12 protein-coding genes are annotated in these 11,753 nt (G+C 65.4%); 7 read left to right on the forward strand and 5 right to left on the reverse strand.

Translation table 11 applies throughout. The features are described from left to right. Positions 1 to 86 precede the first annotated feature (86 nt). The 4 genes from F6X40_RS06280 to F6X40_RS06295 are packed head-to-tail and all read left to right on the forward strand — an operon-like array spanning position 87 to position 3,586. Entirely contained in the window at positions 87 to 1,373 is a 1,287-nt protein-coding gene (locus tag F6X40_RS06280) for a glycosyltransferase family 87 protein (RefSeq protein WP_262421379.1), read from the forward strand. Between the two features lie 13 nt (positions 1,374 to 1,386). After that, on the forward strand, positions 1,387 to 2,448 hold the full coding sequence (locus F6X40_RS06285) for a glycosyltransferase family 2 protein (protein WP_187627169.1): 1,062 nt from the start codon (positions 1,387 to 1,389) through the stop codon (positions 2,446 to 2,448). Between the two features lie 17 nt (positions 2,449 to 2,465). Beyond that, entirely contained in the window at positions 2,466 to 3,215 is a 750-nt protein-coding gene (locus F6X40_RS06290) for a class I SAM-dependent methyltransferase (RefSeq protein ID WP_187627170.1), read from the forward strand. Further along, positions 3,212 to 3,586 (forward strand): GtrA family protein, encoded by a 375-nt coding sequence (locus F6X40_RS06295; RefSeq protein WP_187627171.1) that lies wholly within the window; start codon positions 3,212 to 3,214, stop codon positions 3,584 to 3,586. The genes F6X40_RS06290 and F6X40_RS06295 overlap by 4 nt, the downstream gene beginning before the upstream one ends. Before the next feature lie 23 nt (positions 3,587 to 3,609). Here F6X40_RS06295 and F6X40_RS06300 read toward each other — a convergent pair whose 3' ends face one another. The 4 genes from F6X40_RS06300 to F6X40_RS06315 all read right to left on the reverse strand — a co-directional run bounded on the left by F6X40_RS06300 (position 3,610) and on the right by F6X40_RS06315 (position 7,840). Further along, positions 3,610 to 4,845, reverse strand: a complete 1,236-nt coding sequence (locus F6X40_RS06300) for a YbfB/YjiJ family MFS transporter (protein ID WP_187627172.1) — start codon at positions 4,843 to 4,845, stop codon at positions 3,610 to 3,612. 78 nt (positions 4,846 to 4,923) lie between these two features. Beyond that, complete coding sequence (locus F6X40_RS06305; protein ID WP_184024380.1) at positions 4,924 to 5,787, reverse strand: MurR/RpiR family transcriptional regulator; 864 nt, start codon at positions 5,785 to 5,787, stop codon at positions 4,924 to 4,926. Between the two features lie 94 nt (positions 5,788 to 5,881). Next, on the reverse strand, positions 5,882 to 6,964 hold the full coding sequence (locus F6X40_RS06310) for an ABC transporter ATP-binding protein (RefSeq protein ID WP_184072779.1): 1,083 nt from the start codon (positions 6,962 to 6,964) through the stop codon (positions 5,882 to 5,884). A gap of 78 nt (positions 6,965 to 7,042) precedes the next feature. Continuing rightward, positions 7,043 to 7,840 carry an SDR family oxidoreductase gene (locus F6X40_RS06315; protein ID WP_187627173.1) on the reverse strand — a complete coding sequence of 266 codons (798 nt, stop codon included), beginning with the start codon at positions 7,838 to 7,840 and terminating at the stop codon, positions 7,043 to 7,045. Positions 7,841 to 8,167: 327 nt separating this feature from the next. Here F6X40_RS06315 and F6X40_RS06320 point away from each other — a divergent pair, with 327 nt between their 5' ends. From F6X40_RS06320 to F6X40_RS06330, 3 genes are all read left to right on the forward strand, one after another. Then, positions 8,168 to 9,400, forward strand: coding sequence for an ABC transporter substrate-binding protein (locus F6X40_RS06320; protein WP_184024371.1), 1,233 nt, complete (start codon positions 8,168 to 8,170; stop codon positions 9,398 to 9,400). 174 nt (positions 9,401 to 9,574) lie between these two features. Next, positions 9,575 to 10,465 (forward strand): carbohydrate ABC transporter permease, encoded by an 891-nt coding sequence (locus F6X40_RS06325; RefSeq protein WP_187627174.1) that lies wholly within the window; start codon positions 9,575 to 9,577, stop codon positions 10,463 to 10,465. After that, a complete protein-coding gene (locus F6X40_RS06330; protein ID WP_184024367.1) occupies positions 10,462 to 11,313 on the forward strand; it encodes a carbohydrate ABC transporter permease in 852 nt (283 codons plus the stop codon). Before F6X40_RS06325 ends, F6X40_RS06330 begins: the two co-directional genes overlap by 4 nt. A 47-nt stretch (positions 11,314 to 11,360) precedes the next feature. On the opposite strand, the gene F6X40_RS06335 is transcribed toward F6X40_RS06330, so the two are convergent. After that, positions 11,361 to 11,654 carry a DUF1330 domain-containing protein gene (locus F6X40_RS06335; RefSeq protein WP_018423759.1) on the reverse strand — a complete coding sequence of 98 codons (294 nt, stop codon included), beginning with the start codon at positions 11,652 to 11,654 and terminating at the stop codon, positions 11,361 to 11,363. Between the last annotated feature and the right edge of the window lie 99 nt (positions 11,655 to 11,753).

Below are 11,753 nucleotides of genomic sequence, written 5' to 3' on the forward strand. Positions count from 1 at the left end.
GCGCCGACACATACAAGACGGAACCTATAAACAGAACGAACGGCGGGTCGATAGACCCGATCCGGATCACGCGGGGGGCGGGGATCATGTACGCATCACAACTACGCATGCGCAGCGGCGACAGCGAGATTCACGGCTGGCTTACGCCCGAGCGCATCGTCTTCTACTGCTGTGGGATGTGCGTGCTGTACGTGGGGATCATCGCGTTGTGGGCCTATGCGAGCCACGGCTTCACCGACCCGCGGCTCACGCGTCCCGGTGAGGATTTTTCGATTTTCTGGTCGGCCTCGTATGGACTGCTGCACGGTTCGGCCATGCAGATCTATGACCACGCGTCGTTCGACAAGCTACAGCGCGCGCTATTCACGAACGTGAGCCACGACAGCGTGATGCCCTGGCTTTATCCGCCGACGTTCCTCGTGCTGATCGCGCCGCTCGCGCTGTTACCGCAGCTCGTCATGTACTTCGTGTTCGTCGGCGGCGGCATCGCGCTGCTCAGCGCGGGCACGCTGCGCGTGTCGGGCCTTGCCGACAGCTTCAGGGGCTCGCGCTTCGCATGGTTGGTCGTCGCGGCCTCGCCGTGCGTGTTCGTGCCAGCCATCTTCGGCCAGAACTCGCTGCTGACCGCCGGCATCGCCGCGCTCACGCTGCATTGGCTCCGGCGGCATCCGGTACGCGCGGGGCTGTGCCTCGGTCTGCTCGCGATCAAGCCGCAGATGGCCGTGCTGTTTCCGCTCGTGCTGATTGCCGCACGCGCATGGCGCACGCTGGCGGCCGCCGCGTTCAGCGCGGCGCTGTTCGGCGCGTTCAGCGTGCTGATATGCGGCGTGCAATCGGTGCGGCTCTTCTTCGTCAACACCGGCATTGCGCGTGAGACGCTGCTCGAGCAATGCCGCGGCTACTGGCTCGCGTCGCCGACCGCGTTCGCGGTGCTGCGCGAGGGCGGTGCGCCGATCGCCGCGGCCTTTGCGGCCCAGGCCTGCGTCGGGCTCATCGCCGCGGCAGCCGCATGGCAGGTGTGGCGAAACACGCGCGACACGCGGCTGCGCGCGGCAAGCCTCGTCGTCGCCACGCTGCTGACGAACCCCTACGTGTGGCACTACGAACTGGCGTGGCTCGGCATTGCGACGGCCTGCCTGACCGCGCTCGGCATCGGCGAAGGCTGGCTGCGCGGCGAGCAGAGTGTGATTGCGCTCGCGTGGCTGCTGCCGGTCTATGAACTTTTCAACCGCACGGCCGAGTTGCCGCAGATCGGCCCGATCGTTCTGCTGCTGGTGCTGCTGATGGTCGTGCGCCGCGTGCGCGTGATGGACGAAGAACGCGGCGAGCGCACCACCCTCGCCTATTCGCACGCGGTTCGAATCATTCGATAAACGGGGAAGCGTCATGCCAACTCATACAACCACGCCGCTGATCTCACTCGTCGTGCCGTTCTACAACGAGCAGGACGCGGTGGAACGCTTCTTCGCGGCGGTCGTGCCGGTGCTGGAATCGATCGACGGCACGCGCTTCGAGATCGTCTGCATCAACGATGGCAGCAGCGACGCGACGCTCGCTCGGCTGATCGCGCAGAGCGGCCGCGACCGGCGCATCCGCGTGATCGACCTGACGCGCAACTTCGGCAAGGAAGCGGCGCTGACCGCCGGCATCGACGAAGCGTTCGGCGATGCGGTGATTCCGATCGACGCGGACCTGCAGGACCCGCCGAGCCTGATCCCGGTGATGGTCGAGCATTGGCTCGCGGGCGCCGAAGTGGTTGCGGCCAAACGCACGAACCGCCTGTGCGATACGTTCGCCAAACGCACGGCGGCCGCGCTCTACTATCGCGTGCACAATGCGCTGTCCGAAGTGAAGCTGCCGGAGAATGTCGGCGACTTCAGGCTGATCGATCGGCAGGTCGTCAACGCGCTGCGCAGCCTGCCGGAGCGCCGTCGCTTCATGAAAGGCCTGTTCGCGTGGGTCGGCTACCGCACCGTGATCGTCGAATACGAACGCGAGCCGCGCAGTGCCGGTCACTCGAAGTTCTCCGGCTGGCGGCTGTGGAACTTCGCCCTCGAAGGCATCACGAGCTTCAGCACGGTACCGTTGCGCAGCTGGACTTATATCGGACTGTCGATCGCGACACTCGCGTTCGTCTACGGCGGGTTCGTGATCGGCCGCACGCTGTGGTCGGGCAATCCGGTGCCCGGTTACGCGTCCACGATCTCGGTGATGCTATTCATGGGCGGCATCGAGCTGATCGGCATCGGCGTGATCGGCGAATACGTCGGCCGCATTTACTACGAGTCGAAGGAACGGCCCGTTTATCTGGTGCGGCGTCGCTATCAGGCGAAGAGCAAGGTCAGCATGTTGCCGGGCGTGCGTCAGGATGCGCGCGCGGCGCACGTGGCGCGCGTCGAACTGACACGCAGGCGTGCCGCGCCGCGGTTTCGCGTAGTCGGCCACTGAAAACGGAGGAGTCCACCATGTCTCCCGATGCCTACCTCGAAATGGCCGAGACCGAAGCCGGGCACTGGTGGTTTCGCGCGCGGCGCGACGTGCTGCGCACGCTGCTCGAACGGCTCGCGTTACCGCGTCGCGCACGCGTGCTCGAAGTGGGCTCCGGCACCGGCGGCAACCTCGACATGCTGGCCGGCTTCGGCGCCGTCAGCGGCCTCGAGATGGACCCGACCGCTCGGGCGCTGAGCGCGCGCAAGACCGGCAACCAGTTCGACATCCGCGCGGGCCACTGCCCCGACGACGTGCCGTTCAACGGCGAACGCTTCGACCTGATCTGTTTCTTCGACTGCCTCGAACATATCGCCGACGACGCCGGCTCGCTCGCGCGCATGCGCGACCTGCTGACGCCGGGAGGCCGCATCATCGTGACGGTGCCGGCCGGACAAAGTCTCTGGAGTGCTCACGACGTTTTCCTGCACCACTACCGCCGCTATAGCCGCGGCTCGCTGATGCGCTGCGCGGCCGTGGCCGGCTACGAAGTCGAACGCATCAGCTATTTCAACACGCTGCTGTATCCGGTCGCGGTGGCCGCGCGCTGGGCCGACCGGCTGCTGCGTCGCAAACATTCGAGCGGCGACGCGATTCCGCCGTGGCTGCTCAACGCGGCGCTGTACCGCATCTTCAGCGCCGAGCGCCACTGGCTCGCGCATGCGCCGCTGCCTTATGGCGTATCGCTGTTCGCGATCCTGCGCAAGCGCGAGGGAGCGTCGCGATGATGCCGGTCGAACGGGTCAGGCTGATGCGCTTCGGCGCGAGCGGCGTCATCGCGACCGGCCTGCATGTATGCATTGCGCTGACGCTGATCGCGCACGCCGGCATGTCGCCGCCGTGGGCCAACGCGATCGCGTTCACCTGGGCGACGGCGGCCTCTTATCTGTTGAACACGTTCTGGAGTTTTTCTGCGCTGCCTGCGTTGCTGAACGCTGGGCGGTTCGTGGTCGTGTCGCTGGGCGGCCTGACGTCGACCGCGCTCGTATCGCACCTGACGCAGCTTGCGGGCGGGCCGCCCGCGCTCGGTATCGCGCTAGTCGTGTGCGTCGTGCCGCCGCTCACGTTCGTCGCGCATCGGTGCTGGACCTATCGCTGAATACGAAGCACGCATAAAGCGACTCACGGCGCGCGCAACGCCTTCTGACACGCCGCGAGTACCGCGCCGGCCGCCAGCAGCAGCGCCGAATACACGAACCCGCGCGCGAGCCCGGCGCCATCCGACACCCAGCCGATCACGACCGGCCCGACGATCTGCCCGAACGCGAACACGATCGTGAAGGCGCTGATGCCCTTCGCCCAGTGGCTCGCGGGGAGATTGTGGCGCACGAACGCGGTCGTCGACGCGACCGCCGACAGGAACGTCGCACCGAACAGCGCGCCCGAAACGAACGCGACCCACGGCTGCGTGAAGAGCGCGGGCAGCAGCGTCGCGATCGCCAGCAGCGCGTTGAGCAGGGCGAGCGCCTGGCCCCCGCGCATGCGATCGAGCAGCGTCGACCAGATCCGCGCCGACACCACGGTCGCCGCGCCGAGCAGTAGATAGAAACAGGTGACGACCGCCGCGCTCATGCCGGCGTTGCGCAGCAGCGCGACGATGAACGTCATGTAGCCGATATAGCCGACGCCGAACAGCCCGTAGCCCGCGAGCGCGGCCGCGAAGTGCGGCCAGCCCGGGGCAGGGGTGGCGGCGGCTGCATGCGCCGCAGCAGCCGCGCTCGAGTACGCGCGCTCGATTCTGCGCGCCGCGCCGATCGCGACCGCGGCGAACACCGCGCAGGCCGCCGCGAGCGCGAACCACGCGAATTGCCAGCCGTGGGCGGCATCAAGGATCGTCACCGGCACCAGCACCGACGAAGCGACGATCCCCCAGCCGGTACCGCCGTAATACAGACCGAGCACGAGTCCCGCGTCGCGCGGTCGCGCCGACGCGAGCCGCGCCGCAAGCACGCCGCCGCCGATGAAGATCGCCGCGCTGCTCGCACCGGTGATCACGCGCAGCGTCAGCAGCGCATGCGTGGCGGCGGTGAGGCCGCTGCCGGCCATCAGCAGCGCGGTCAGCACGCAACCGGCCGCGAACAGCGCGCCGGCCGACCAGCGGCGTGCGAGGCGCGGAAACACGAGCGCGCCGAGCAGATAGCCGAGCGCGTTGGCGGTGTTCATCGCGCCGGCCTGCGCGAAGCTCCAGCCGAGGTCGAGTTTCATCGACGGCAACAGCAGCGCGTACGCGAAGCGCGCGAAGCCGAGCGCTGCCGCGCTGCCGAGCGATAGCGCGGCGGCCAGCAGCAGGGTCGGCACACGTTCGGCGGTGGTCGTTGATGGGGCGTGCGATGCGGTGTCGGCGGAACGGGAGGACATGGGCGGACGGACGTAAACGGGAACGCTGCGAGCCGATTTTACCTGGAGCGACGACGAAAGTCGCGGAATGTGCGCGCCTTACCCGCCCGCCCCTTCCGGCTCATGCGGCGCGAGCCGCGCCTTTGCGTGGCGCATCTTTTCCAGCGTCTCGGGCCCGGCCTTCAGCGCGACGCCGATCGCGAGCGCATCCATGATGCACAGATGCACGAGGCGCGACACGCCCGGCGTGTTCGGATCGATCGGGCTCGCCACGCGCAGCAGCAGCGGAATATCGACGAGCCATGCGAGTCGCGAGCCGACGTTGGTCAGCGCGATCGTCGTCGCGCCGCGCTCCTTCGCGATCTGGATGCTTTCATTCACTTCGACGCTGCGCCCCGAATGCGAGATCGCAAACGCGACGTCGCCCGGCTCCATCAGACCCGCATATAGGCGCTGCAAATGACCATCGGTAAACGCGGCCGCCGCGATGTCGATGCGCAAAAAACGCAGCGCCGCGTCCTGCGCGACGAGCCCCGAGCCTGAGCCCACGCCGAAGAAAAACACCCGCCGGGCGCTCGAAAGCGCCGCGATCGCGCTTTCGACCACGGCAGGATCGAGCGCGCCGCGCGCATGCGTGATGCCGTCGATCGCCGCTTCGCCGACCTTGTCCATCAAGGTCTGCACGTCGTCGTCGCGCGCGACCGCGGTCGATGCATACGGCAGGCCGCCCGCGACGCTCTGCGCGAGCTGCATCTTGAAGTCGCGCAGACCGTGCGCACCGATCGCGCGGCAAAAACGCGTGACGGAAGGCTCGGACACGTCGGCGCGCTGCGCGAGTTCGGTGATGCTCGCGCGCATCGCGAAGTCGACGTCGGCGAGCACCATGTCGGCGACCTTGCGCTCGGCGGGCCGCAGACTCGCGAGTGCGCTGCGGATGTGGGGAATCAAGTTCGGTGCGGACACCCGGTGTTCCTTAGGGGCTGTTTCATATGGATCCGCGTCGCTCGCAGCTTGTTCGGCTTCAATCGGCCTGATCAAAGTTCAAGCCGCACGCGGTTCAGACCAGCCTGCGTCCACTCTCCGTATCGAACAGATGGATGTGTTCGGCCGGCAGACGCAGCGCGACACGCTGACCGGGCTCGATCTTCGAGCGCTCGCGCGTGGTCACGCACCATGAAGCGCCGCCTATTTTCCCGTACAAGTGCGTTTCGGCGCCAGTTGGCTCGATCACTTCGACGTCGAGCGCGGCATCCGGTATCTGCGTCGTGATCTCGACGTGCTCGGGCCGCACGCCGAGCGTGGCCTTCGCACCGACCACGGCCGACGCAGGCGTGCGTTCGAGCGCGACCTCGCTGCCGTCCGCGAGCTTCAATGCGAGGCCCGCACCCTGCGTGCGATTGACGATCACGCCCTCGGCGAAATTCATCGACGGCGAGCCGAGGAAGCTCGCGACGAACAGATTCGCCGGCCGGTCATAGAGTTCGAGCGGACGGCCGATCTGCTCGATACGTCCCGCGTTCATCACGACGATGCGATCGGCCATCGTCATCGCTTCGATCTGGTCGTGGGTGACGTAGATCACCGTGTTCTTCAAGCGCTGATGCAGGGCCTTGATTTCGGTGCGCATCTGCACGCGCAGCTTTGCGTCGAGATTCGACAGCGGTTCGTCGAACAGGAACAGCGACGGCTCGCGCACCACCGCGCGGCCCATCGCCACGCGTTGCCGCTGACCGCCCGACAATGCGCGCGGCAAGCGGTCCAGATAGTCACTGAGGTTCAGCATCTTCGCGGCCGCATCGATGCGCGGCTTGAATTTCTCCGAGGATTCCTTGCGGATTCTCGGACCGAACGCGATGTTTTCATACACCGACAGATGCGGATACAGCGCGTAGCTCTGGAACACCATCGAGATGTTGCGCTGCTGCGGCGCGAGCGTATTCGCGCGCGTGCCGCCGATCATCAGATCGCCGCCGCTGATTTCCTCGAGCCCGGCCACCATCCGCATCAGCGTGCTCTTGCCGCAGCCCGACGGACCGACCAGCACGACGAACTCGCCGTCGTCGATGTCGAGATCGATGCCGTGCACGACCTGGGTGTCGCCATAGCGTTTGAAGATGCCGCTCAGTTGCACTGCTGCCATGCTGTCCTCATTGTCTTGCTGTGTGTTGTATTGCCGATGTTGTATTGCCGGTATCGTAGTGCACGCGCCGCGCGCGGCTCAGAAAGACTCGAGCGTCAGCTCCTGCGCCATCAGGCGGTTGCCCGCCATCAAGCCGCCGTCGACCGGCAACGCGACGCCGGTGATCACGCGCGCTTGCGGCGATGCGAGGAACAGCACCGCATCGGCGATGTCGTCGGGCGTCGCGAAGTCGCGCAACGGGTACCACTTCTTCAGTTCCTCGAACACCTGCGGATTCTTCTCGACACGCGCCTGCCACGCCTGCGTCTTCACAGTGCCCGGACACACGATGTTCGCGCGAATGCCAAAGCGGCCCAGCTCGAGCGCGAGCGCCTTCGTATAGCTGATCAGGCCGGCCTTCGCGGCGCTATATGCCGGATGACCGAGCGCGGCGAGACCGTTCACCGAGCCGATCAGCACGAGCGCGCCGCGCTGCCGTTCGATCATCGACGCGCGCACCGCCTCCACCGTGTGATACGTGCCGTTCAGATTCAGATGGATGTCGCGCTGCCAGCTTGCGGCGTCGGTGGTCGCGAGCGACGCGCCGAGCGCCGCGCCCGCGTTCGCGACCAGCACGTCGACCGGTCCACGCTGCGCGACCGCCGCGGCCACCGCGTGCTGCACCGCAGCGGCGTCGCCGAGATCGACCGCGACGGGCACGACCTTGTCTGCGCCCTGTTGCGCGCCCCGTTGCGCGCCGAGTCGCGCGCTCAACAATTGCAGCGCGGTCGCGTCGATGTCGAGCGCGAGCACGGTGTCACCCGCCTCGACGAAGCGCTCGCATAACACGCTGCCGATACCGCCGCATGCGCCCGTTACCAATACGACACGATCCATGTGTTCCTCGCTCGTTGGCCTGGCCGTTTCGGCCGTTTCGGCCGTCTTGCCGTCGCCGTCCGCCACCCGGCTCGCGCTACGCGCAACGCTGTAAATTTCCTACATATCCGGCCCGCGACGACTGCTGTCATCCCGAAGAGTGGGTTTCCCATCCCGTTGCGCCGTGCAGAATACCCCATGCTTTACAGCATCTTAGGCACAAAACAGCTCGAAAAAAAATATCGCAGACCCTACGTGACAAGCTATTTTGCGTCATGTAGGATTTTTTCAAACAATTTACCCAAGGCGGCCGGCGACGGCGGCAAACCACCCACAGGAGAGAGAAAAATGTCGTTGCATGCCCGTGCTTCCCTCGCGCTAGGCAAAGTCGCCGTGGCGCTCGCGTTTGCAGGTATCGCCGTCTCGGCCCATGCCGAGACGGTCCGCGTGACGGTCGCTCACTACAGCGACGCGACCGCGCCGTACTTCGAGAAAATGGCCCGCAACTTCGAGAAGGCCAATCCCGGCACGACCATCAAGATCGAAGACGTGAACTGGGACACGCTGCAACAGAAGCTGCAAACGGACATCTCCGGCGGCGCCAACGCGGACCTCGCGATCGTCGGCACGCGCTGGCTGCTCGACTTCGTGAAGGACGACGTCGCCGAGCCGCTCGACGGTTATATGGACGCGAACTTCAAGGCCCGCTTCATCGGTCCGTTCCTCGCGCCTGGCCAGATCAACGGCAAGACCTACGGCCTGCCGATCGCCGCTTCCGCGCGCGCGCTGTACTACAACAAGGATCTGCTCGCGAAGGTCGGCTACCCCGACGGCCCGAAGACCTGGAATGAAGTGATCGATGCATCGAAGAAGCTGAAGGCGCAAGGCATCGCCGGCTTCGGTCTGCAAGGCAAGGAAATCGAAACCGACGTCTACTTTTACTACGCGCTGTGGACGATGGGCGGCGACGTGGTCGGCAAGGACGGCAAGGCCGCGTTCAATTCGCCGGCGGGCGTGAAGGCCGCGACGATGTACAAGCAGATGATCGACCAGGGCCTCACGCAACCGGGCGTCACCGGCTATAGCCGCGAAGACGTGCAGAACCTGTTCAAGCAGGGCCGCGTCGCGATGGTGATCTCCGCGCCGTTCCTCGCCAAGCAGATCAAGAAGGAAGCGCCGAACCTGAAGTACGGCATCGATCCGCTGCCGATGGGCACGACGCACGCCACCTACGCGGTCACCGACTCGATCGTGATGTTCAAGAACTCGAAGGTGAAGAAGACCGCGTGGAAGTTCCTCGACTATCTGTTCACGAAGGAACCGCGCGTCGAGTTCACGACGACCGAAGGCTTCCTGCCGACCACGAAGGCAGAAGCGACCGACCCGGCGTTCAACGATCCGGACGTCAAGGCATTCATCGCGTTGCTGCCCACCGCTCACTTCGCGCCGACCGTGACCGGCTGGGAAGACACCGCGAAGGCCGTGACCGACGCGATGCAGGCGATCTACCTGAACAAGGCGCAACCGGCGGAAGCGTTGAATGCGGCCGCTGCGCAGGCGAACAAGTCGCTCGGTCACTGATACGCGGCTTTTGACAGTAACGAGACGAACAGGGGACGCGCGGCGCCGTAGCTCAAGCGCCGCGCGTTGCGCCGCGCCACTCCCACATTCGAGCCTATGCAGCACGATGCACCCTCCGGCCCATTCCGTCGTGCCCGCCGCCAGAGAGCGGGCGCGTCTTACGATCGAGCACGCATGAGCCGTTCCGTTTCTTCGCGCGCGCAGGCGCCCTGGTTGCTGATTGCGCCGAGCCTCGTGCTCGCGCTGTTCATCATCAGCTATCCGATTTTCAACATCGTGTGGCAATCGCTGCATGAGGTATCGCGCTTCGGCGCGATCCGCGACTTCACCGGCGCGCAGAACTTCATCAACGTGTTTGAGGACCCGGTGTTTCTCGCTTCGGTACGCCGCACGATCATCTGGACCGTGTGCGTGGTGGGCGGCACGGTGCTGATCTCGGTACCTGTCGCACTGATTCTGAACCAGGATTTTCACGGTCGCGGCGTGGCGCGCACGATCGTGATGCTGCCGTGGTCCGTCTCTTTGACGATGACCGCCGTCGTCTGGCGCTGGGCCTTCAACGACGACTACGGCATGGTCAATGTCACGCTGCAGCGGCTCGGCTTGATCGGCGGCCCGATTCACTGGCTCGCGACGCCCGAGTTCGCGTTCCCCGTCGAAATCGCGGTCGGCATTCTGGTGTCGATTCCGTTCACGGTGACGATTTTTCTTGGCGGCCTGTCTTCGGTCCCAAGCGATATCTACGAAGCCGCGCGTATCGACGGCGCGAGCGCCTGGCAGCAGTTCCGTCAATTGACGATGCCGCTGCTGCGCCCGTTCATCAACATGGCGATTTTGCTGAACGTGATCTACGTGTTCAACTCGTTTCCGATCATCTGGGTGATGACGCAAGGCGGCCCCGACAACAGCACGCACATCCTCGTCACCTACCTGTACGAACTCGGCTTCCGACTCGGACGTCCCGGCGAAGCGGCCGCCGTTTCGCTGATCATGCTCGTGATGCTGTTCGTGTTCTCGATCGCTTATCTGCGTCTGCAACGCGCGAAAGAAGGAGTGCCATCATGAGTCTGAGCGCGAAAACGAAACGCTCGCTGTGGTGCTGGATCGCGCTGACGCCGCTCGTGATCGTCATCCTGTTTCCGTTCGCGGTGATGTTCTTCACCGCGGTCAAACCGGCCTCGGAGATCTTCGTCTATCCGGCGCGCTGGCTGCCGGTGCAGTGGCAGTGGCGCAATTTCATCGACATGTGGGACGCGGCCAACTTCGGCGTCGCGCTGCGCAACAGCACGATCATCAGTTTCCTGTCCACCGCGCTCGCACTCGCGGTGAGCCTGCCCGCCGCTTACGCGCTCGCGCGCTTCCCGTTTCGCGGACGCGGCCTGTATCGGCAGTTCCTGCTCGTCACGCAGATGCTGTCGCCGATCCTGCTGGTGGTCGGCCTATTCCGGCTCGCGGCGATGATTCCGTGGGGCGACGGCAACCTGGTCGATTCGAGGATCGGCGTGATCGTGTCGTACGCGGCGTTTAATATCGCGTTCGCGGTGTGGATGCTGTCGTCGTACTTTCAGACCGTGCCGCAGGATCTCGAGGAATCCGCGTGGCTCGAAGGCTGCAGCCGCACGCGCGCGGTGTTCAAGGTGTTTCTGCCGCTCGCGGTGCCGGCGATCGTCGTGACCGCCATCTTCACGTTCATCAATGCGTGGAACGAGTTCGCGATCGTCTATACGCTGATCCGCTCGCCGGAAAACAAGACGCTGACCGTGCAGGTGACCGATATGGTCGCGGGCAAGTACGTGGTCGAATGGCATCTGGTGATGGCCGCGACCTTGTGCGCGACGTTGCCGGTTTCGATCGTGTTTGCGTGGTTGCAGCGTTATATGGTGAAGGGGCTCGCGCTCGGCGCGGTGAAGTGAGTGACTGCGCGGCGCGTGCCGCGCAGTGTTCGCTTGCGGGTCGCGCGTCAGTCGGTGCCGCGCACGATGCGCAGATCGCGTTCGACGCCATCGCCCAATGCGGCCAGCGCCTTCTTGTACTCCTCGCTTTCGTAAGCGGCGACGGCCGCCTCGTACGTCGGAAACTCGATTACGACCGTGCGCTCCTTGAGGCCCTGCTCGCGCGCCTCGTCCGCCACGCCTCGCACGAGGAACTTGCCGCCCGCCGCCGCCACCGCGGCCGGGGCCAGTTGCGCGTACGCGGCCAGTTTCTGCGGATCGTTCGTCTTGCGGTACGACGACACCCAATAACCTTTGCTCATTCGAATCTCCTTGTGTGATGGACCAACGCGGGACTAAAGCGGACCTAAGCAGTCGCGGTCTTACATAGTAGCAAAGCGGGCTGGCTCGCGACGCCGAGC

The organism is Paraburkholderia sp. UCT31 (assembly GCF_014397655.1).
Lineage (GTDB): Bacteria > Pseudomonadota > Gammaproteobacteria > Burkholderiales > Burkholderiaceae > Paraburkholderia > Paraburkholderia tuberum.

Bases quoted from the DNA above. Each gene is read 5' to 3' on its own strand.
- F6X40_RS06295 (WP_187627171.1), top strand. From the start codon at position 3,212: ATGATGCCGGTCGAACGGGTCAGGCTGATGCGCTTCGGCGCGAGCGGC.
- F6X40_RS06320 (WP_184024371.1), top strand. From the start codon at position 8,168: ATGTCGTTGCATGCCCGTGCTTCCCTCGCGCTAGGCAAAGTCGCCGTG.
- F6X40_RS06325 (WP_187627174.1), top strand. From the start codon at position 9,575: ATGAGCCGTTCCGTTTCTTCGCGCGCGCAGGCGCCCTGGTTGCTGATT.
- F6X40_RS06290 (WP_187627170.1), top strand. From the start codon at position 2,466: ATGTCTCCCGATGCCTACCTCGAAATGGCCGAGACCGAAGCCGGGCAC.
- F6X40_RS06330 (WP_184024367.1), top strand. From the start codon at position 10,462: ATGAGTCTGAGCGCGAAAACGAAACGCTCGCTGTGGTGCTGGATCGCG.
- F6X40_RS06280 (WP_262421379.1), top strand. From the start codon at position 87: ATGTACGCATCACAACTACGCATGCGCAGCGGCGACAGCGAGATTCAC.
- F6X40_RS06300 (WP_187627172.1), bottom strand. From the start codon at position 4,845: ATGTCCTCCCGTTCCGCCGACACCGCATCGCACGCCCCATCAACGACC.
- F6X40_RS06285 (WP_187627169.1), top strand. From the start codon at position 1,387: ATGCCAACTCATACAACCACGCCGCTGATCTCACTCGTCGTGCCGTTC.
- F6X40_RS06335 (WP_018423759.1), bottom strand. From the start codon at position 11,654: ATGAGCAAAGGTTATTGGGTGTCGTCGTACCGCAAGACGAACGATCCG.
- F6X40_RS06310 (WP_184072779.1), bottom strand. From the start codon at position 6,964: ATGGCAGCAGTGCAACTGAGCGGCATCTTCAAACGCTATGGCGACACC.
- F6X40_RS06315 (WP_187627173.1), bottom strand. From the start codon at position 7,840: ATGGATCGTGTCGTATTGGTAACGGGCGCATGCGGCGGTATCGGCAGC.